General features: G+C 62.9%; 19 protein-coding genes. 13 read left to right on the top strand and 6 right to left on the bottom strand.

The window, feature by feature from the left end; translation table 11 throughout:
- Positions 1-7 precede the first annotated feature (7 nt).
- Positions 8-2,449: a GcvT family protein gene (locus OHD62_RS24330; RefSeq protein WP_263787964.1), complete on the top strand. Its 2,442-nt coding sequence runs from the start codon at positions 8-10 to the stop codon at positions 2,447-2,449.
- A 14-nt stretch (positions 2,450-2,463) separates the two neighbouring features.
- Here OHD62_RS24330 and OHD62_RS24335 read toward each other — a convergent pair whose 3' ends face one another.
- Positions 2,464-2,856, bottom strand: a complete 393-nt coding sequence (locus OHD62_RS24335) for a DoxX family protein (RefSeq protein ID WP_263787966.1) — start codon at positions 2,854-2,856, stop codon at positions 2,464-2,466.
- A gap of 197 nt (positions 2,857-3,053) precedes the next feature.
- On the opposite strand from OHD62_RS24335, the gene OHD62_RS24340 reads away from it, so the two are divergent.
- Positions 3,054-3,542: a hypothetical protein gene (locus OHD62_RS24340; RefSeq protein ID WP_263787968.1), complete on the top strand. Its 489-nt coding sequence runs from the start codon at positions 3,054-3,056 to the stop codon at positions 3,540-3,542.
- Between the two features lie 378 nt (positions 3,543-3,920).
- On the opposite strand, the gene OHD62_RS24345 is transcribed toward OHD62_RS24340, so the two are convergent.
- The gene (locus OHD62_RS24345; protein WP_263787970.1) at positions 3,921-4,697 is read right to left on the bottom strand and encodes a VOC family protein; all 777 of its coding nucleotides are present in this window, start codon (positions 4,695-4,697) and stop codon (positions 3,921-3,923) included.
- A gap of 189 nt (positions 4,698-4,886) precedes the next feature.
- On the opposite strand from OHD62_RS24345, the gene OHD62_RS24350 reads away from it, so the two are divergent.
- From OHD62_RS24350 to OHD62_RS24375, 6 genes are all read left to right on the top strand, one after another.
- Positions 4,887-5,600 (top strand): gamma-glutamylcyclotransferase, encoded by a 714-nt coding sequence (locus tag OHD62_RS24350; protein ID WP_263787972.1) that lies wholly within the window; start codon positions 4,887-4,889, stop codon positions 5,598-5,600.
- 120 nt (positions 5,601-5,720) lie between these two features.
- The gene (locus tag OHD62_RS24355; RefSeq protein ID WP_263787973.1) at positions 5,721-7,085 is read left to right on the top strand and encodes an NAD(P)-dependent oxidoreductase; all 1,365 of its coding nucleotides are present in this window, start codon (positions 5,721-5,723) and stop codon (positions 7,083-7,085) included.
- A 2-nt stretch (positions 7,086-7,087) separates the two neighbouring features.
- A complete protein-coding gene (preA, locus tag OHD62_RS24360; RefSeq protein ID WP_263787976.1) occupies positions 7,088-8,401 on the top strand; it encodes an NAD-dependent dihydropyrimidine dehydrogenase subunit PreA in 1,314 nt (437 codons plus the stop codon).
- A 421-nt stretch (positions 8,402-8,822) separates the two neighbouring features.
- Positions 8,823-9,353: an RrF2 family transcriptional regulator gene (locus OHD62_RS24365; protein WP_263787978.1), complete on the top strand. Its 531-nt coding sequence runs from the start codon at positions 8,823-8,825 to the stop codon at positions 9,351-9,353.
- Between the two features lie 11 nt (positions 9,354-9,364).
- Complete coding sequence (locus OHD62_RS24370; RefSeq protein ID WP_263787980.1) at positions 9,365-9,823, top strand: carboxymuconolactone decarboxylase family protein; 459 nt, start codon at positions 9,365-9,367, stop codon at positions 9,821-9,823.
- A gap of 55 nt (positions 9,824-9,878) precedes the next feature.
- The gene (locus tag OHD62_RS24375) at positions 9,879-10,256 is read left to right on the top strand and encodes a DoxX family membrane protein (RefSeq protein WP_263787982.1); all 378 of its coding nucleotides are present in this window, start codon (positions 9,879-9,881) and stop codon (positions 10,254-10,256) included.
- A gap of 4 nt (positions 10,257-10,260) precedes the next feature.
- On the opposite strand, the gene OHD62_RS24380 is transcribed toward OHD62_RS24375, so the two are convergent.
- Together OHD62_RS24380 and OHD62_RS24385 are read right to left on the bottom strand one after the other, a co-directional pair.
- Positions 10,261-10,983: an SDR family oxidoreductase gene (locus OHD62_RS24380; protein ID WP_263787984.1), complete on the bottom strand. Its 723-nt coding sequence runs from the start codon at positions 10,981-10,983 to the stop codon at positions 10,261-10,263.
- Positions 10,980-11,813, bottom strand: coding sequence for an SDR family NAD(P)-dependent oxidoreductase (locus tag OHD62_RS24385; protein ID WP_263787986.1), 834 nt, complete (start codon positions 11,811-11,813; stop codon positions 10,980-10,982). Before OHD62_RS24385 ends, OHD62_RS24380 begins: the two co-directional genes overlap by 4 nt.
- A 103-nt stretch (positions 11,814-11,916) precedes the next feature.
- On the opposite strand from OHD62_RS24385, the gene OHD62_RS24390 reads away from it, so the two are divergent.
- Positions 11,917-12,783, top strand: a complete 867-nt coding sequence (locus OHD62_RS24390) for a helix-turn-helix transcriptional regulator (RefSeq protein WP_263787988.1) — start codon at positions 11,917-11,919, stop codon at positions 12,781-12,783.
- Between the two features lie 13 nt (positions 12,784-12,796).
- Here the strand turns inward: OHD62_RS24390 and OHD62_RS24395 are convergent, their stop codons facing one another.
- Positions 12,797-13,426, bottom strand: coding sequence for a TetR family transcriptional regulator C-terminal domain-containing protein (locus tag OHD62_RS24395; protein ID WP_263787990.1), 630 nt, complete (start codon positions 13,424-13,426; stop codon positions 12,797-12,799).
- 254 nt (positions 13,427-13,680) lie between these two features.
- Here OHD62_RS24395 and OHD62_RS24400 point away from each other — a divergent pair, with 254 nt between their 5' ends.
- The 3 genes from OHD62_RS24400 to hydA all read left to right on the top strand — a co-directional run bounded on the left by OHD62_RS24400 (position 13,681) and on the right by hydA (position 17,840).
- Positions 13,681-15,009, top strand: a complete 1,329-nt coding sequence (locus OHD62_RS24400) for an aspartate aminotransferase family protein (RefSeq protein WP_263787992.1) — start codon at positions 13,681-13,683, stop codon at positions 15,007-15,009.
- Between the two features lie 65 nt (positions 15,010-15,074).
- Positions 15,075-16,325: a Zn-dependent hydrolase gene (locus OHD62_RS24405; RefSeq protein ID WP_263787994.1), complete on the top strand. Its 1,251-nt coding sequence runs from the start codon at positions 15,075-15,077 to the stop codon at positions 16,323-16,325.
- A 63-nt stretch (positions 16,326-16,388) separates the two neighbouring features.
- Complete coding sequence (gene hydA, locus OHD62_RS24410; protein WP_263787995.1) at positions 16,389-17,840, top strand: dihydropyrimidinase; 1,452 nt, start codon at positions 16,389-16,391, stop codon at positions 17,838-17,840.
- A gap of 17 nt (positions 17,841-17,857) precedes the next feature.
- On the opposite strand, the gene OHD62_RS24415 is transcribed toward hydA, so the two are convergent.
- Positions 17,858-18,262 carry a cupin domain-containing protein gene (locus tag OHD62_RS24415; protein ID WP_263787998.1) on the bottom strand — a complete coding sequence of 135 codons (405 nt, stop codon included), beginning with the start codon at positions 18,260-18,262 and terminating at the stop codon, positions 17,858-17,860.
- Positions 18,263-18,393: 131 nt separating this feature from the next.
- Here OHD62_RS24415 and OHD62_RS24420 point away from each other — a divergent pair, with 131 nt between their 5' ends.
- The gene (locus OHD62_RS24420; protein ID WP_263788000.1) at positions 18,394-19,185 is read left to right on the top strand and encodes an ABC transporter ATP-binding protein; all 792 of its coding nucleotides are present in this window, start codon (positions 18,394-18,396) and stop codon (positions 19,183-19,185) included.
- Positions 19,186-19,452 lie beyond the last annotated feature (267 nt).

Genomic DNA, 19,452 nt, shown 5'->3' on the forward strand with positions numbered 1-19,452 from the left:
AGAAATCATGAAATCGCATGCAAAGGTCGTGGTCATTGGCGGCGGTGTTGTCGGATGCTCCGTGCTGTTCCATCTCGCCCGCCACGGCTGGACCGATGTCGTTCTATTGGAGCGCGACGAGCTGACTTCCGGATCGACCTGGCACGCGGCCGGCGGCATGCATACGATCAATGGCGATCCCAACGTCGCCAAGCTGCAGAAATACACGATCTCGCTCTACAAGGAGATCGAGGAACTGTCCGGTCAGGCGACCGGCGTGCATCTCACCGGTGGCGTGCTGCTGGCCGCCACCGAGGCGCGGCTCGACTGGCTGCGCGGCGTCGTCGCCAAGGGCCGCTATCTCGGTATCGACCTGGAGGAGATCTCGCCTGATGAGGCGGCCGAATTGATGCCGCTCATCGATCCCAAACAGTTCGTCGGCGCGGTGCGCAACAAGGAGGACGGCCATCTCGATCCATCAGGCGTCACCCACGCCTATGCCAAGGCCGCGCGCAAGCTCGGCGCCGAGGTCGAGCGCTTCACCAAGGTCGAGAACATCGTGCGTCGTCCCGACGGGTTGTGGCGCGTCATCACCAACAAGGGCGAGGTGGTGGCCGAGCATATCGTCAACGCCGGCGGGCTGTGGGCGCGCGAGGTCGGCCGCATGGTCGGGCTGGAGCTGCCGGTGCTGGCAATGGAGCACATGTACCTGATCACCGAGGATATGCCGGAGGTCGCCGCGTGGAACCAGAAGACCGGCACGGAGATCATCCACGCGGTCGATTTCGACGGCGAACTCTATCTGCGCCAGGAACGCGGCGGCATGCTGATGGGTACCTACGAGAAGGCCAACAAGCCATGGTCCGAATTCTCCACACCATGGAATTTCGGCCATGAATTGCTGGAGCCGGATATCGACCGCATCGCGCCGTCGCTGGAGGTCGGCTTCCGGCATTTCCCGGCCTTCCAGAAGACCGGCATCAAGCAGATCATCAACGGGCCCTTCACCTTCGCGCCCGACGGCAATCCGCTGGTCGGGCCGGTGCGCGGCCTGCCGGGCTTCTGGGTCGCGTGCGGTGTCATGGCCGGCTTTTCGCAAGGCGGCGGCGTTGGTCTGGCACTGTCGAACTGGATGATCGAGGGCGATCCCGGCGCCGACATCTGGGCGATGGACGTCTCGCGCTATGGCGACTGGGCGACGATGGCCTTTACCAACGCCAAGGTGCGCGAGAATTATTCGCGGCGGTTTTCGATCCGCTTCCCCAACGAAGAGTTGCCTGCCGGCCGGCCGCTTAAGACAACGCCGGTCTATGATTTGTTGTCAGCCAAGGGAGCGCAGTGGGGCGTGGCCTACGGGCTGGAAGTGCCGCTGTGGTACGCGCCGGAAGGCGTCAGGGACGAGTTCTCGTGGCGGCGCTCGAGCGATTTCACGCATGTCGCAAGGGAAGTGAAGACGGTTCGCTCAGGCGTCGGCCTGGCGGAGATTTCGAGCTTCGCCAAATACAAGGTGACGGGCGAGGGGGCTGCCGCATGGCTCGATCGTCTGATGGCCTGCAAATTGCCGAAGCCGGGCCGCATGACGCTGGCGCCGATGCTGAAGGACGATGGCAGACTGATCGGCGATTTCACGCTGGCCAATCTCGGCGGCTCCAATCCCAACGGGGAAGGCTGGTTCCTCGCCGGCTCCGGCGTCGCCGAACAATACCATATGCGCTGGTTCGAGGCGCATCTGCCTGACGATGGCTCGGTCCGTATCGAGGCGCTCGGGCCGAAACTGACAGGCCTGTCGATCGCGGGACCGAAAGCACGGGAACTCCTGGCAAAGGTCACGCGGGCGGATGTCGCCAATGCGGCATTTCCGTTCATGGCGATTGCCAGGATGGATATCGGCATGGCGCCGTGCCTGGTCGGGCGCGTCAGCTATACCGGCGATCTCGGCTATGAAATGTGGGTAGCGCCGGAATATCAGCGCGCCGCGTTCCAGGCCCTGATGGCGGCCGGCGAGGAATTTTCGATCGGCCTGTTCGGTTCGCGCGCGCTCAACGCATTGCGGCTGGAAAAGAACTACGGCTCCTGGGCGCGCGAATACCGGCCGATCTATGGGCCGCTGGAGGCCGGGCTCGACCGTTTCGTCGCCTATGGCAAGGACGCCGATTTCATCGGCAAGGCCAGTGCGCTTGCCGAGCGCAAGCAGGGCGGCAAGCTCAGGCTGCGCACCTTTGTCGTCGATGCCGCTGACGCCGATGTCATCGGTGACGAGCCGATCTGGCATGACGGCGCCGTGCGCGGCTGGATCACGTCAGGCGGCTATGCGCATCATTCGAAGAAATCCGTCGCGATGGGCTATGTGCCGAAGGAGATCGCCGAGGAGACCGACGGTTTCGAGATCGAGCTCCTGGGCAAACGTCACGCAGCGCGCATGCAAACGGCGCCGCTGTTCGATGCCAATTTCGAGCGGATGCGTGGGTAAGGCGCGCTGACGCCTCAAGCGTTGCGGCGGTTGTCCAGTGCCAGGGCGCCGGCGCCGGCAAACGCCAGATAGAGGAAAATGAAGCAGAACGAGATCGCCGAATCGCCGCCATTGTTGATGGGGAAAAAGTCGCGCGGCATGTGCGCCATGAAATAGGCGATCGCCATTTCGCCAGCCAGAAGGAAGGCGACCGGCCTGGTGAAGAGCCCTAGCGCCAGCAAGATACCGCCGGCGAATTCCAAGATGCCTGCGGTCAGCGTCAGTCCGGTCAGGGTGCCGGCATGATCGCTGACTGGGAAATTGAACAGTTTCTGGGTGCCATGCTCGATGAATTGCAGCGCCGTCATGATGCGCAATGCGGCCAGTGCCTGCGGCTGATATCTGCCAAGACCGTCAAAAAGCTTCATCTAGAACTCAGTTTTGCACTCCACCCGGAGATAAATTATCGACTGGCAATGGACCATTCACTTCCCATGGCTTGCCATCAACAATCGGTGATAGGCCCCAAGTCTGGCCTTTCATATTTATTCTCTCTATGGTTGCATTTATATCTCTATGGTTGTATTGATGTGTGGATACACCAAACCATGTGGGTTCCCTTGCCATGAGAAAAGTCGTCATCAGCCTATTCGCAATCCTTGCAGGCACCAGCTTCGCCATGGCCGCCGACGCCGGCTGTGATGCCTTCAAATGGCCGGTGACACGCGAGCAGGCACTGTTTCAGGCAGCGCCCGCCGCACAGTCCGGCGCTGACCTTTCGGTCGGCGAGGCTGCAGATGTGGCGTTGGCGCCAGTCGACACGATCAGCTTCACTGTTCCGCCGGAACGCGCGCCGGCAGCCGGTACATTCGGCGCGACGGCAAGCATCGTCGTGCCGCCGGAAGGAGAGCTCCAGATCAGCCTGTCGGACGAAGCCTGGATCGATGTCGTTCAGGATGGCCATGCCGTGAAGTTGGCGGGTTTCAGCGGCGTGAAAACCTGCCCGGGCATCCGCAAGAGCGTGCGTTTCAAGCTGCCCGCCGGTGCGGCCACCATCCAGCTCAGCGGCGCAAAGAAGCCCGATCTCAAAGTTTCCGTGCTGACGCCAGAGTAGTTCTCAAGGAGCGTAAGGTCGGAGGGACAGCGCCCCTCCTCTGTCCTGCCGGCTTTCGTCGTTCGGAAAGCCAAGCAATTGGCTTCCCGTCCGCTGCGCGGACTGCTCCTCAACCCCCACGAGGCAGTGCAATCGCACATGGCTGCGCCGGCCCTTCTCCGGCCGCTGCGCGGCCACCTCTCCCCCATTTCACGGGGGCGAGGAAACGCCAACCGCCGAGGTCGCGGCCTTGATAGGCTTGGGTTCCTCGCCCCCACAAAGTGGGGGAGAGGTGGCTCGGCGAAGCCGAGACGGAGAGGGGAGCGCCATATGCGATGCCCTGCCACGAGGGGGAGATCCGCTGTTGCTGCCGGTTTCGCCAACAGCGATGTGCCGTCCTTACCGCCCCGGCGCCATCAGCGCGAAATGGGCGCCTTGCGGATCCGTGCACTGCACGATCCAGCTGCCGCCGGGCACTTCCATCGGGCCCATCAGGATCTTGCCGCCATTGTCGGTCACGCGCCTGGCTGCCGCGTCGATGGCCGCAACATTGAAATAGAACTGCCAGACCGGCACCGGAATCTGCTCGGGCTTGTTCATTATGCCGCCAACAAGTTCGCCGTCGACGGCAAAGAGCTGGTAGATGCCTATCGGCCCCATATCCATCGCGTCGCCCTTGGTCCAACCGAACTGGCCGGCATAGAAATCAACCGCTGCCTTCCAGTCCGACGTGTAGAGTTCGTGCCAGCCGATATGGCCTGGCGTGGTGGCCGGCACCGTTGGCTGATCGGGGCCGCTCGGCTGCAGGAACATGAATGTCGCACCTTGCGGATCGGCGACGACGGCGAAGCGGCCGACGCTCGGAATGTCGTCGGGCTCGCGGTGAACCGTGCCGCCGGCTGCCTTCAGCGACTTTGTCGACGCATCGACGTCTTTGGTGTGGATATAGCCGAGCCAAGCTGGCGGCATGCCCATCTTGGCGGCGTCCTCAGGCAGCGTCATCAGCCCGCCGACGCCGCGCTCGCCGACATTCATGACGATGTAGCGCGGCATGCCTGGCCCGGCGTCGAAGGGCTGGGCTGTCCAGCCGATCACAGCTGTATAGAAAGCCTCGGCGGCGTCGAGGTCAGTAGTCATCAACTCGTACCAGAAGAAGGGCATCGGGGACTTTGGCATTGTCGTGCTCCTTGTGTTTCCAGTTGTGGGCGTTCCAATTGTGGATTGTGGCTCGATCCATACTAGGACGACCTTGGCGACGGGAATCCGACATCTGGACCAGAAATAGATGGCGGCAAGGCACACCTCATTCGAAATCTTGCGCGGGTCGCGGTTTTCGACTTTGCTTGTGTAAGGGGGTGTCGATCCATGCGCCTGATGTCGCTCACGCCGGAGCTTGTCGCACTGTGCCATCGCGAGGAGACCGATCCCGGTCCAGATGGCAGCTGGACGCAACTGACCGACGAGGATTTCCGGGCGCTTGCGCTCCGCCTGTCAGGCGAGGCGGACGAGGGACCGCTGTGGGTGTTCGCCTATGGCTCGCTGATCTGGAAGCCGGCTTTCGAATCCGTCGACCAGCAGCGCGCCACCGCTTTCGGCTGGCACCGCTCCTTCTGTCTCGACATCGCCCGCTGGCGCGGCAGCGCCGCGCAGCCGGGCCTGATGATGGCGCTGGAGCGAGGCGGGCGGTGCAACGGGGTGATCTACCGCTTGCCCGACGGCGAAAAGCCGGCCCAGATCGAAAGGCTGTTGCGGCGCGAGATCGACGATCAGGAAAGCGTCAGCTCGGTTCGCTGGGTTCCGGTGCATACGGATCAGGGCGCGCTCAGGGCGCTGGGCTTCTGGGTCGGCGTGACCGGCAGGGGCACCTCACTCAGGCAGCCGCTGGAGAGGGTGGCGCACGTACTGGCGCGGGCGTGCGGGCATGTCGGGTCGGGTGCGGAATATCTCTACAACACCGTCAGTCACCTCGAAGCGTTCGGCATTCGCGACCGCAATTTGTGGCGGCTGCAGGAATTGGTCGCCAACGAGATCCGGTCGATCCATGGCAACACCCCTGAGACAGGCACGCGGCTCTTATAACATGAGTGAAAATATCATGTTTTTATCGAGGCATTCCAGTAACTTGCGCTGAAAATTGACCAATTGATAAAAAAACAAAACGTGCTAGCCTTCCCCAAAACGAAAACAAGGGGAAGAGGAATGGCGACTGGTCATTTCAAGGAAGGTATTGCCGGCGGCCGGCTGCTGCCCGAGCAATACGCCGACAATTTTTCCGATCTGCATCCGCCGCTTGATCATCACGAAGCGCTGGTCGAATCCGACCGCTGCTATTTCTGCTACGACGCGCCATGCATGAATGCGTGCCCGACCTCGATCGACATCCCGCTGTTCATCCGCCAGATCGCGACCGGCAATCCGATCGGTTCGGCCAAGACGATCTTCGATCAGAATATTTTGGGCGGCATGTGCGCCCGCGTCTGCCCGACCGAAACGCTGTGCGAAGAGGTCTGCGTGCGCGAGGTCGCCGAAGGCAAGCCGGTGCAGATCGGCCGTCTGCAGCGCTACGCTACCGATGTCGCGATGTCCGAGAACAAGCAGTTTTATCCACGCGCCGAAGCCACCGGAAGGACGATTGCAGTGGTCGGCGCCGGGCCGGCGGGGCTGGCGGCAGCCCACAGACTCGCCCGCCACGGTCACGATGTGACCATACTGGAAGCGCGGCCGAAGGCCGGTGGACTCAATGAATATGGTATTGCCGCCTATAAAAGTGTCGACAATTTCGCCCAGGCCGAGGTCGACTATGTCACCTCGATCGGCGGCATCGACATCCAGAACGGCAAGGCGCTCGGCCGCGACTATCAGCTCTCGGACCTGATCCGCAATTACGACGCGGTGTTTCTCGGCATGGGGCTTGGCGGCGTCAACGCGCTGCGCGCCGATGGCGAGGATGCGGACGGCGTCACCAACGCCGTCGAATTCATCGCGGAGCTTCGCCAGGCGAGTGATCTCTCCGGCCTGCCGGTTGGCCGGCGTGTCGTCGTCATCGGCGGTGGCATGACGGCGATCGACGCGGCGGTGCAGTCGAAACTGCTCGGCGCCGAAGAGGTGACGATCTGCTACCGGCGCGGCCAGGAGCATATGAACGCTTCCGAATTCGAGCAGGATCTTGCCGCCGCCAACGGCGTCACCATCCGGCACTGGCTGCAGCCGAAGCGGGTCATTGCCGAAGGTGGCAAGGTCAGCGCCATCGAGCTCGAATACACGGCCTTGAAGGGTGAGAAACTCGTCGGCACCGGCGAGCGGCTGATGCTTACCGCCGACCAGGTGTTCAAGGCGATCGGCCAGAGCTTTGTTTCGGCCGCGCTCAACGGCAGCGGTGCGGCGCTCGAACTGGAAGGCGGCCGCATCAAGGTCGACACTGAGGGCCGCACTTCGCTTGCCAATGTCTGGGCTGGCGGCGACTGCATCTTTGGCGGCAACGACCTGACCGTCTCGGCCGTGGCGCAAGGCCGCGACGCGGCGGAATCGATCCACCGGGCACTGACCTCAAACGGGAGGGCATGAGCATGGCAGATATCAGAAACAATTTCGTCGGCATCAAATCGCCAAATCCGTTCTGGCTGGCTTCGGCGCCGCCGACCGACAAGGCCTATAACGTCGTCCGCGCCTTCAAGGCGGGCTGGGGTGGCGTGGTGTGGAAGACGCTCGGTGAAGAAGGGCCGCCGGTGGTCAACGTCAACGGTCCGCGTTACGGCGCGATCTGGGGCGCCGACCGCCGCCTGCTCGGCCTCAACAACATCGAGCTGATCACCGACCGCGACCTGCAGGTCAATCTGCGCGAGATCAAGCAGGTCAAGAAGGATTGGCCCGACCGTGCCATCGTCGTCTCGCTGATGGTTCCCTGCGTGGAGGAAAGCTGGAAGGCGATCCTGCCTGTGGTCGAGGAGACCGGCGCCGACGGCATCGAGCTCAATTTCGGCTGTCCGCACGGCATGTCGGAGCGCGGCATGGGCGCCGCGGTCGGCCAGGTGCCGGAATATATCGAAATGGTGGTGCGCTGGTGCAAGGCCAACACCCGCATGCCGGTCATCACCAAGCTGACACCCAACATCACCGATATCCGCAAGCCGGCGCGGGCGGCACACGCCGGCGGCACCGACGCGGTGTCGTTGATCAACACCATCAATTCGATCACCGGCGTCAATCTCGACAGTTTCGCGCCGGAGCCGACGATCGACGGCAAGGGTTCGCATGGCGGCTATTGCGGCCCGGCGGTGAAGCCGATCGCCATGAACATGGTGGCCGAGATCGCGCGCGATCCGGAAACGCATGGGCTGCCGATCTCAGGCATCGGCGGCATCACCACATGGCGCGATGCGGCCGAATTCATGGCGCTCGGCGCCGGCAATGTGCAGGTCTGCACGGCGGCGATGACCTATGGTTTCAAGATCGTGCAAGAGATGATCGCCGGCCTGGAAAACTGGATGGACGAGAAGGGCCACGCCTCGCTCGAAGACATCGTCGGCCGCGCCACGCCCAACGTCACCGACTGGCAGTATCTCAACCTCAATTACGTCGCCAAGGCGCATATCGACCAGGAAGCCTGCATCAAATGCGGCCGCTGCCACATCGCCTGCGAGGACACGTCGCACCAGGCGATCACCAACATGGTCGACGGTGTCCGGCATTTCGAGGTGATCGAGGCCGAGTGCGTCGGCTGCAATCTGTGCGTCAATGTCTGCCCGGTCGAGAATTGCATCACCATGGAGCCGCTGGCGGTCGGTGTGATGGACCAGCGCACCGGCAAGCCGGTATCGCCGGTCTACGCCAACTGGACGACGCATCCGAACAACCCGATGGCCAAGGTGGCGGCGGAGTAGGGTTCTTCTTCGCGGTTTAGCTTAAATCGCCCTGTGCATCCGCATCGGGCGATTTTGCATGTGCGCAACGCTTGGATTTCAGAGGTCAGCGCCGCCCCTCATCCGCCCTTCGGGCACCTTCTCCCCGTAAACGGGGAGAAGGCAAGCTGCGGCGCCCTAGGCGCCCTTTCTTGCAAGGCTGGCGATGGCGAAACCATCCGCGACGGCATCTTTCTCCCCGTCTCTATACGGGGAGAAATGCCCGGCAGGGCAATGAGGGGCAGCGCCACCTTTCCAGGAAATGCGCGACGAGTTCCTCAGCTTCCCGCAGCACCAACGATACCGACATCACCGTCGCGAAAGTCCAGAACCTCTCCATTTTTCCTATTGCAGATAAGAATTATCCACGATAAAAGATATCCATGAATTGGAGATCAACACCATGAAGCTGGGCGAGGGCGTTGAAGCAGCCATCCACTGCGCGGCCACGCTGGCCAGCGTCGAGGGCAATAGCACCATGCCCGGCGCGGCCCTGGCCGAAGCCTTCGGCCTATCGCCGAGCTATCTCCTGAAGCATCTCAACATGCTGACGGCGGCGCGCATCCTGGAATCGGTGCCGGGTCCCGCGGGTGGCTACCGCCTGGCGCGGGCGGCGGAACGCATCACGCTGCTCGATATTGTGCTCGCCGTCGAAGGGCGCGAACCGGCGTTTCGCTGTGGCGAGATCCGCCGCAACGGTCCGGTCAAGCTCGATGCGTCGGCCTATGTCAAACTCTGCGGCATCAACGCCGCGATGCTGAAGGCCGAGCGCGCCTATCGCGCAGCACTTGCCGAAACCAGTCTGTCCGACATCGTGGCGAGCTACGCGGCAGAAGGCGATCCGAGATCGCTTGCCGCAAGCTGCGCGTTCGTGGCGCGCCACCAGCGGCCGCAGAAATCCAGTTCCAACCCTCAACACCCAAAACAGATGTGAAAGGAAAGACGATGAAACAGAGGCTGCAATTCTTCGCCAAGGCGCCGGAGATCATGAAGGCGGTGTCGGCGCTCAGCAAGGCGGTCGACGAATGCGGGCTGGAGCAAAGCCTGTTGCATCTGATCAAGCTCAGGGCATCGCAGATCAATGGCTGTTCCTACTGCGTCGAGATGCACAGCCGCGAGGCCAGGCGCGACGGTGAGACCGAGCAACGACTTTACCTCGTTTCAGCCTGGAAGGAATCGCCGCTGTTTTCCGAGCGCGAACGCGCTGCCTTCGCCTGGACCGAAGCGGTGACCAAGATCGCCGACAACGGTGTTTCGGACGAACTCTATGCCAGGACGCTCGAGCATTTCTCGGAAGAGGAACTGGTCAAGCTGTCGGTGGCGATCGGCATGATCAACACCTGGAACCGGCTTTGCGTCCCATTCCACGCCCTTCACCCGATGCCGGCGGCCAAGGCTGCCTGATCAGCCGAAACGGGCGCGCGACCCGCGCGCCCGTTTTCATTTGGAGATCAAGAACATGTTTGCAAATTTTGAGAATGAGATTCTGTTTGCAGCCCGCCTGTTGCTCGGCGGCGCCTTTGTCTTTGCCGGCCTGCGCAACATCCAGAACCAGGCCTTCCTGACCCAGTTGATGGCAGCGCGCGGCGTCCCGCTGGCGCGGTTGGCGCTGTGGGCCGGCATCGTCGTGCAGGTCGTCGCTGGGGTACTGGTGCTGGCAGGTTTGTGGATTGCCGTCGCCGCGGCGGCGCTCATCCTGTTCCTTATCGTGGCAACGCTGATGTTCGACAATTTCTGGGATCATCAGGGCCCGGAGCGCGCCGCCCGCATCAACGGCTTTGTGGCCAATGTCGCGCTGGCCGGTGGGTTCCTTTCGCTGATGGGACAGGCGCTTTGACGAGTCACGCCGCAAAGCGCAGACCGCCGTCACAGGTCAGCACCTGGCCGGTCATGAAGCCATTGGAAACGAGGAATGCGATCGCGCTGGCGACGTCCTCGGCGCGGCCGATGCGGCCGACCGGGGTCTTGCCGGCATAGTCGGCGAAGATCGCCTGGCGCTGCTCTTCGGCCAAAAAGTCCCACCACGGCGTGTCGATGACGCCGGGCGCCACGACGTTGACGCGCAACGGCTTCAACTCCATCGCCAGGATCGGCACCACTGTCAAAAGCATGCCGTTGACGGCGGCGATGCCCGCGACGCCCGGTGCCGACAGTTGCGCTGATACCGCCGAGATGAAGGTGGCCGAGCCGCTCTTGTTCAGCGTCGGCAAGGCGGCTTGCAAGCAGGACAATTGCGGCAGGACTTTCTCGTCGACGCCGCCGCCGATGTCGGCCAGGTCAAGCGTTTCGAACGGGCCAAGTCCCTTGCCGCCGCTGGCGGCCAGCACAAGATGATCGAACGGGCCGATTGCATCAAAGAACTGGCGGACCTCGTCAGGCTTTGCGGCATCGAAGGCCACCTTTTCGACAGCGCCGCCAAGGCTGTGCCAAGCGCCCTTGAGCTTCTCCGGGTTGCGACCGGTAATGGTCACCTTCATGCCCGGGCCAAGCAATTTGCGCGCCGTGGCAAGGCCGATGCCGGAAGAGCCGCCGATGATGACGGTATGCTGGATTTTCTCGCTCATGGATGCTGTTCCTTCGGTGTGAGGGATTCGATCAGGTCGAGGCTCAGCTTTCGCAGTTGCTGCCTGGCCGTTTCGTCATAGGCCTGGGCGTCGGCGCGCGATTCCCGCAGGCCGTCGAAATAGAGACCGGTCCGCCCTTCGAGGTCAGGCGATACAGCAAGGTTGAGGATGGCTTCGGCGCCGGTTTCGACCGAGCTCCATGGCGTGACGCCTGCCTGCCGGACCATGGTGGTGTTCATGTAGCTCGCGGGGTGCAGGGCATTGACGGTGACGCCGGTTCCTTTGAGCTGTTGCGCCAGGTCGATGGTGAAAAGGATCTGCGCCAGTTTGCTCTGGCAGTAGGCGCGAACCCCGCTATAGCCATGGGTCAGCATGACGTCGTCGAAATCGATCGCTTGCTGCCCGGCCGAAGCCACGTTGAGGATGCGCGCCGGTGCACTTGCCTCGAGCAGCGGCAAAAGCTCCGATGTCAGCAGGAAACCGGCGAGGTAGTTGACGGCGAAGCGCAACTCGTAGCCATCGGCGCTGACCTGCCGTTTGGTGCCAGCGGTGCCGATGCCGGCATTGTTGATGAGGATGTCGAGCCGGCTGGTTTTTGCGCGCACGGCCGTGGCCAGGCGGCGGACCTCGGCCAGCGACGAGATATCGGCGACGAGCAGCTCGGCTTTGCCGCCCGCGGTTTCGATCGCGGCGACGGTCGCCTTGCCTCTTGTTGCATCGCGGCCATGCACCAGGACATGCGCGCCGCCGGCGCCGAGCCACTCCGCGACGACGCGGCCGACGCCGTCCGTCGATCCGGTGATGAGGACAGTCTTGTCTTTCAGTTCCATGTTCAGAGCCTCCATATTTCGCTCTGAACGCAAGATAGGCCCGTCGGGCGCGGCACAAACAGTTCAAACTTTATCCTGGTATCAATACTGCTATAATGACGTGATGGATGCTTCCACCCCCGAAGACAGCCGCCGGCGCGAGCTTGGCGCGTTTCTGCGCTCGCGCCGCGAACGGCTTTCGCCGCAGGCCACCGGCATCGCGGCCGGCCAAAGGCGGCGCACGCCGGGGCTGCGGCGCGAGGAGGTGGCGATGATCGCCGGCGTCGGCACCACCTGGTACACCTGGCTGGAACAGGGCAGGGACGTCAGGCCCTCGGTGGAAGTGCTGACGGCGCTCTGCGAGGCGCTGCGCCTCGACGCGGCTGAGAGCCGGCATCTGTTCATTCTCGCCGGCCGTCAGCAGCCGGAGCATCGCATGGCGGCGCCGGAAAAAGTCGATGGTCCCTTGCTGCACATGCTGCAGAGCCTCGTCCTGCAGCCGGCCTATGTCGTCGGCCGCCGCTGGGACGTGCTGGCCTGGAACCCGGCGGCCGTAGCCGTTTTCGGCGACTATGGCCTGCTGGAAGGTGACGCCCGCAACATCGTCCACATGGTGTTCGCCAGTCCGCACCATCGCCGCCTGCTTGTCGATTGGGAAGAACTGGCGCGCGCCGTGATCGCGTCGTTCCGGGCGGAAAGCGCCAGATATGTCGGCGATGCTGATTTCGAACGGCTGATCGCGCTGATGACGCGCTCAAGTCCGGAGTTTCGTGCCTGGTGGCCGCTGCGCGATGTGGCTCGTAAACTGTCGGGTGTGAAGCATGTCAGGCATCCGACGGCAGGCGGCATGACCTTCGAGCATATGAGCCTTTCGATCGACGATGGCTCCGACATGCGGCTGATCGTCTACACGCCGCTCGCCGAGCAGAACTCGATCGCAAAATTGCAGGGGCTGCTCGACGCGCTCCCGGCCGAGCGGCGCAGCGCGTGACTTCCGCCGAGAGCTAGCTCTTCGGCTTCAGCCCGTCGATGAACAATTGCTCCAGGAACCGCGCGGCATCCTCGAAGCGGCCGTCGCCGCCGCGGTCGGCGCCGAGCACGGCGCGAACCTGGACGTCGAAATCGGCATAGTGCTGCGTCGTCGCCCAGATCGAGAAGATCAGGTGCCACGGGTCGGTGCGCGCAATCTTGCCGGCCCGCATCCAGCCCTTGATGACGGCGGCCTTCTCATCGACCAGCGTCTTCAGCTCGCCTTCCAGCAGCGGCATGATGCGCGGCGCGCCCTGCAGGATCTCGTTGGCGAACAGCCGGCTTTCCCTGGGGAAATCGCGCGCCATTTCGAGCTTGCGCCTGATATAGCTGCGCAATTCGGTGAGGGGATCGCCGATGTCGTCGAGTTCGCGCAGCGGCGCTAGCCAGGTCTGGAGCAGCCGCTCCATCAGCGTCTCGTGAATGTCTTCCTTGCGGCGGAAATAGTAGAGCAGGTTCGGCTTCGACATTCCTGCGGCTTCAGCGATCTGGTCGATGGTCGAGCCGCGAAAGCCGTTGGTGGAGAAGACTTCGAGCGCGGCTTCCAGGATGAGTTCGCGCTTTTCCTGCTGGATGCGGGTGCGGCGGGGAGCTGAGCCTTCCATGGCGTCCGTCACCCTTGCGCGCCGCCGCGCCGAGGCCCATCTGGACCAATTCTCTGGACCAGTTTTTCCCCGGCCTGTGGAGCGCGCTTCCGATGCCGCATTTCCGCTAGTAGTCCCTTGACCGCCGACACGGCGGTGCTAACGTTTGTCCAATCGGTCAAAATTTGCGTAGCACGAAAACGCTGCTGAGACCAAGTGTTGGGAAGACCAAGCGTTAGCCGCACCGAAACAGGTTACAAGGGGAAGTCTTGGTCATGTCCAACCGGCTGAAAGTCACGCCGAACGATCTCAGCGCATTCTGGATGCCGTTCACGGCAAACCGGCAGTTCAAGCAGGCGCCGCGCATGTTCGTGTCCGCCAAGGACATGCATTACACGACGAGCGACGGCCGCAAGGTGCTGGATGGCACCGCTGGACTCTGGTGCGTCAATGCCGGCCATTGCCGGCCGAAGATCACCGAGGCGATCCAGCACCAGGCGGCCGAGCTCGACTATGCGCCGGCCTTCCAGATGGGCCACCCGATCGTCTTCGAACTGGCGAACCGGCTGGTCGACATCGCGCCGAAGGGCATGGACCATGTGTTCTTCACCAATTCCGGTTCGGAATCGGTCGACACCGCGCTGAAGATGGCGATCGCCTATCACCGTGCCAAAGGCGAGGGTTCGCGCACCCGCCTGATCGGCCGCGAGCGCGGCTACCACGGCGTCAATTTCGGTGGCATTTCGGTCGGCGGCATCGTCACCAACCGCAAGATGTTCGGCACGCTGCTCGGCGGCGTCGACCACATGCCACACACGCATCTGCCGGAGAAAAACGCCTTCTCGAAGGGCGTTCCCGAACACGGCGCGGAACTGGCCAACGAGCTGGAGCGCATCGTTGCCCTGCACGATGCCTCGACCATCGCGGCCGTCATCGTCGAGCCGGTAGCCGGTTCCACCGGCGTCATCCTGCCGCCCAAGGGCTATTTGCAAAAGCTGCGCGAGATCTGCACCAAGCACGGCATCCTGTTGATCTTCGATGAGGTCATTACCGGTTTCGGCCGCCTCGGCGCGCCATTCGCCGCCGACTATTTCGGAGTCACGCCCGACATCATGACGACGGCCAAGGGCGTCTCCAATGGCGTCATCCCGATGGGCGCGGTGTTCGTCAAGAAGGAGATCCACGACGCCTTCATGACCGGCCCCGAGCATATGATCGAGTTCTTCCACGGCTACACCTATTCGGGCAATCCGATCGCGTGTGCTGCCGCACTCGGCACGCTCGACACCTACAAGGAAGAGGGGCTGTTGACCCGCGGCGAGGAACTGGCGCCTTACTGGGAAGACGCGCTGCATTCGCTGAAGGGCGAGCCAAACGTCATCGATATCAGGAACATCGGCCTGATCGGCGCGATCGAGTTGGCGCCGATCGCCGGTCAGCCGACCAAGCGGGCCTTCTCGGCCTTCGTCAAGGCGTTCGAGCGCGGCGCGCTGATCCGCACCACCGGCGACATCATCGCGCTGTCGCCGCCGCTGATCATCACCAAGGGCCAGATCAACGAATTGATCGACCATGTGCGGGATGTGCTGAGGTCGATCGATTGAGAAACTGGGCGCGGATATCCCTCCCCCTCGAGGGGAGGGTGGCCGCGCAATCGAAGAGGTTTTAAATGGCCGCCCCCGGCGAGAATCTGCGAGTGAATTCAGACCGTTTGTGGGATTCGATCATGGAGATGGCGAAGATTGGCCCCGGCATTGCCGGCGGCAACAATCGCCAGACGGTGACCGACGAAGACGGCGAGGGGCGGCACCTGTTCAAGCGCTGGTGCGAGGCGGCCGGGCTTGAGATGGGCCTCGACGAGATGGGTACGATGTTTGCCCGCCGCGAAGGCACCGACCCTGAATTGCCGCCGGTCTATGTCGGCAGCCATCTCGACACGCAGCCGACCGGCGGCAAGTATGACGGCGTGCTCGGCGTGCTCGGCGGGCTGGAGATCATCCGCTCGCTCAACGATCTCGACATCAGGACCAAGCATCCGATCGTCGTCACCAACTGGACCAACGAAGAGGGCGCGCGCTTTGCGCCGGCCATGATGGCGTCAGGCGTCTTCGCCGGCGTGCTCGACCAGGCTGACGTCTACGAGCATGTCGACAAGGACGGCAAGAAATTCGGCGAGGAGCTCGAACGCATTGGCTGGAAGGGCACCGAGAAGGTCGGCGAGCGCAAGATCCACGCTTTCTTCGAACTGCATATCGAGCAGGGGCCGATCCTCGAGGACGAAGGCATCGATATCGGCGTCGTTACTCATGGCCAGGGATTGAAGTGGCTGCAAGTGACGCTGACCGGCAAGGAGGCGCATACCGGCTCGACGCCGATGCCCAAGCGCCGCAATGCCGGGCTCGGCATGGCGCGGGTCATCGAGCTGGTGCACGAGATCGCCATGGACTACCAGCCCGACGCCGTCGGCGCGGTCGGCCATATGGAGGTCTATCCCAATTCGCGCAACATCATTGCCGGCCGCACCGTCTTCACCATCGACATCCGCTCGCCGGAAAAGGAAGTGCTCGACGCGATGGACGGGCGTATCCGCGAAGGCATCGACACGATCTGCGATGCGCTCGACATCAAGTATGCGATCGAGCAGGTTGGCCATTTCGATCCCGTCACCTTCGACAAGAACTGCGTCAAGGCGGTGCGGGATGCGGCAGAGCGCCTGGGTTATACGCATCGCAACATCGTCTCCGGCGCCGGCCACGATGCCTGCTGGATCAACCGTGTCGCGCCGACGGCGATGGTGATGTGCCCTTGCGTCGATGGGCTCAGCCACAACGAGGCCGAGGAGATCACCAAGGAATGGGCGGCCGCCGGCGCCGACGTGCTGTTCCATGCGGTGGTTGAGACGGCTGTTATCGTGGAGTGAACTAGAAATTCGGATTTCAAACGCCGCTCACAAGAAGCGCGAGGAGAACAAGGGAACAAGAAAATGACCAAAGTCATCCGGAACGGCACCATCGTCACCGCCGACCGCACATGGAAGGCCGACGTGCTGATGCAGCACGGCAAGATCGTCGCCATTGGTTCCAACCTGCATGGCGATCATGAGTTCGACGCCACTGGCTGTTATGTGATGCCGGGCGGGATCGATCCGCACACCCATCTCGAAATGCCGTTCATGGGCACCTATTCGGCCGACGATTTCGAGAGCGGCACGCGCGCGGCCTTGTCGGGCGGCACGACGATGGTGGTCGATTTCTGCCTGCCTTCGCCGCAGCAGTCGCTGCTCGAGGCGTTGCAGATGTGGGACAACAAGACGTCGAAGGCTGCCTGCGACTATTCCTTCCATATGGCGATCACCTGGTGGGGCAAGCAGGTGTTCGACGAGATGGCGACCGTCGTCGACAAGGGCATCACCTCGTTCAAGCATTTCATGGCCTACAAGGGCGCGCTGATGGTCGACGACGACGAAATGTATGCATCGTTCCAGCGCTGCGCCGATCTTGGCGCGCTGCCGCTGGTCCATGCCGAGAACGGTGACGTCGTCGCGGCCCTCTCGCAGAAGCTGCTGGCCGCCGGCAACAATGGCCCGGAGGGGCATGCTTATTCGCGACCGCCGGATGTGGAAGGCGAGGCGACCAACCGCGCCATCATGATCGCCGACATGGCCGGTGTGCCGCTCTATGTCGTGCATGTCTCCTGCGAGCAGAGCCACGAAGCCATTCGTCGCGCACGCCAGAAAGGCATGCGCGTGTTCGGCGAGCCGCTGATCCAGCATCTGACGCTCGACGAGAGCGAGTATTTCAACAAGGACTGGGACCATGCGGCGCGCCGCGTGATGAGCCCGCCCTTCCGCAACAAGCTGCATCAGGACTCGCTGTGGGCCGGCCTGCAGGCCGGATCGCTGCAAGTGGTGGCGACCGACCATTGCGCCTTCACCACCAGCCAAAAGCGCAACGGCGTCGGCGATTTCACCAAGATCCCGAACGGCACGGGCGGGCTCGAGGACCGCTTGCCGATGCTGTGGACCACCGGCGTCAACACCGGCCGGCTGACGATGAACGAGTTCGTCGCGGTAACCTCGACCAACATCGCCAAGATCCTCAACATGTATCCGAAGAAGGGCGCCATTGTCGAAGGCGCGGATGCCGACATCCTCGTCTGGGACCCAAAGCGCAAGAAGAAGATCACGGCCAAGAAGCAGCAATCGGTGATCGACTACAACGTCTTCGAGGGTTTTGAGGTGACCGGCCTGCCGCGCTTCGTCTTCTCGCGCGGCGAATTGTCGATCGAGGAGGCCGAGGTCAAGGCCAAGCCTGGCCATGGCGAGTTCGTCGGCCGCGAGCCGAACGCGGCGATCAACCGGGCACTGTCGACGTGGAAGGAGATTTCCGCGCCGCGCAAGGTGGAACGCACAGGTATTCCGGCGACCGGGGTTTGAGCTGCTTGGTTTTCGCCTCAGGCGACCAGCGCATCCAGTTCCGGCAGCAGGACGACGCTTTCCTGCTCGTTAGGATCGGTGCGGGCAATGACCGCGGAAGAGGGTGCCCCGCTCAGATTGGCGGGCAGATGCGGCACGCCGGCGGGGATGTAGAACAGGTCGCCAGCCTTGACGACGATATGATGCTCGAGCCGGTCGCCGTACCAGGTATGGACTTCGCCGGAGAGCACATAGATCGCCGTTTCGTGGTTTTCGTGCATGTGCGCCTTGGCGCGCGCGCCAGGCGGCATGGTGAGCACATGCATGCATATGCCGGAGGAGCCGACCGACTCCGTGGCAATGCCGGCGAAATAAGTCAGCCCCTGCTTGCCTTCATAAGTGCTTTCAGGGCGGATAAGGTGACAAGTGGGTTTGGGCGACATCGGGAACACTCCGGGCGTCTGACGAATGGGACAAGGGTCAACAGGACGGGGCGAGTGGAAAGCAACACAATCGCAAAATCAACAGGATTTCCGTCGCCACGGCAGGGCAACGGCAAGGCAGGCTGCAGCCGATGACGGGACAGTCGCCAGCCGTCGTTTCGGCAAGCAAGCTCGGCCTTACCTTCCAGACCAACGACGGCCCCGTGCAGGCGCTGACCGATGTCGACCTGACCATCGGCAAAGGCGAGTTCGTCTCCTTCATCGGCCCGTCCGGCTGCGGCAAGACGACCTTGCTCAGGGTCATCGCCGATCTGGAGAAGCCGACATCGGGCAGTATCTCCGTCAACGGCATGACACCGGAGCAGGCGCGCGAAAAGCGTGCTTACGGCTATGTGTTCCAGGCGGCCGCGCTGTTTCCCTGGCGCTCGATCGAGCGCAATGTGGCGCTGCCTCTGGAGATCATCGGTCTCTCCAAGGCGGAGCAGGTCGAACGCATCAAGCGCACGCTCGACCTCGTCAACCTCTCGGGCTTCGAGAAGAAATATCCCTGGCAGCTTTCGGGCGGCATGCAGCAGCGCGCCTCGATCGCGCGGGCGCTCGCCTTCGACGCCGATCTGCTGTTGATGGACGAGCCGTTCGGCGCGCTGGACGAGATCGTGCGCGACCATCTCAACAAGCAGCTTCTGGAACTGTGGGAGCGCACCAACAAGACCATCTGCTTCGTCACGCACTCGATTCCCGAGGCGGTTTATCTGTCGACCCGGATCGTCGTCATGTCGCCGCGACCGGGCCGCGTCAGCGACGTCATCGAATCGACGCTGCCGAAAGAGCGACCGCTCCATATCCGCGAAACGCCGGAGTTCCTGGCAATCGCGGCGCGCGTGCGCGACGGCCTCCACGCCGGGCACAGCTATGAGGATTGAGCGCCCTCACCAGCGAGCGGCTGACTATGCCTTCGTCATCCTAGGGCGAAGCAGGCGCGAAGCGACCTGCGCAGACCCTAGGATCCATGCCGTGACACTAATCGAATGGCGCAAACGGTTTGGAATGTCTGCGAGGCAAGCCATATTCCGCACCGTTGCGGAGCCGCGAGGTAACGGCATGGATCCTAGGGTCTGCGCCGCGTCGCTTCGCTCCTTGCTTCGCCCTAGGATGACGAAGAACGGGTATCGCCGCTCTCTCCCGCTGGG

This window comes from Mesorhizobium sp. YC-39 (assembly GCF_025753795.1).
Taxonomy (GTDB): Bacteria; Pseudomonadota; Alphaproteobacteria; order Rhizobiales; family Rhizobiaceae; genus Mesorhizobium.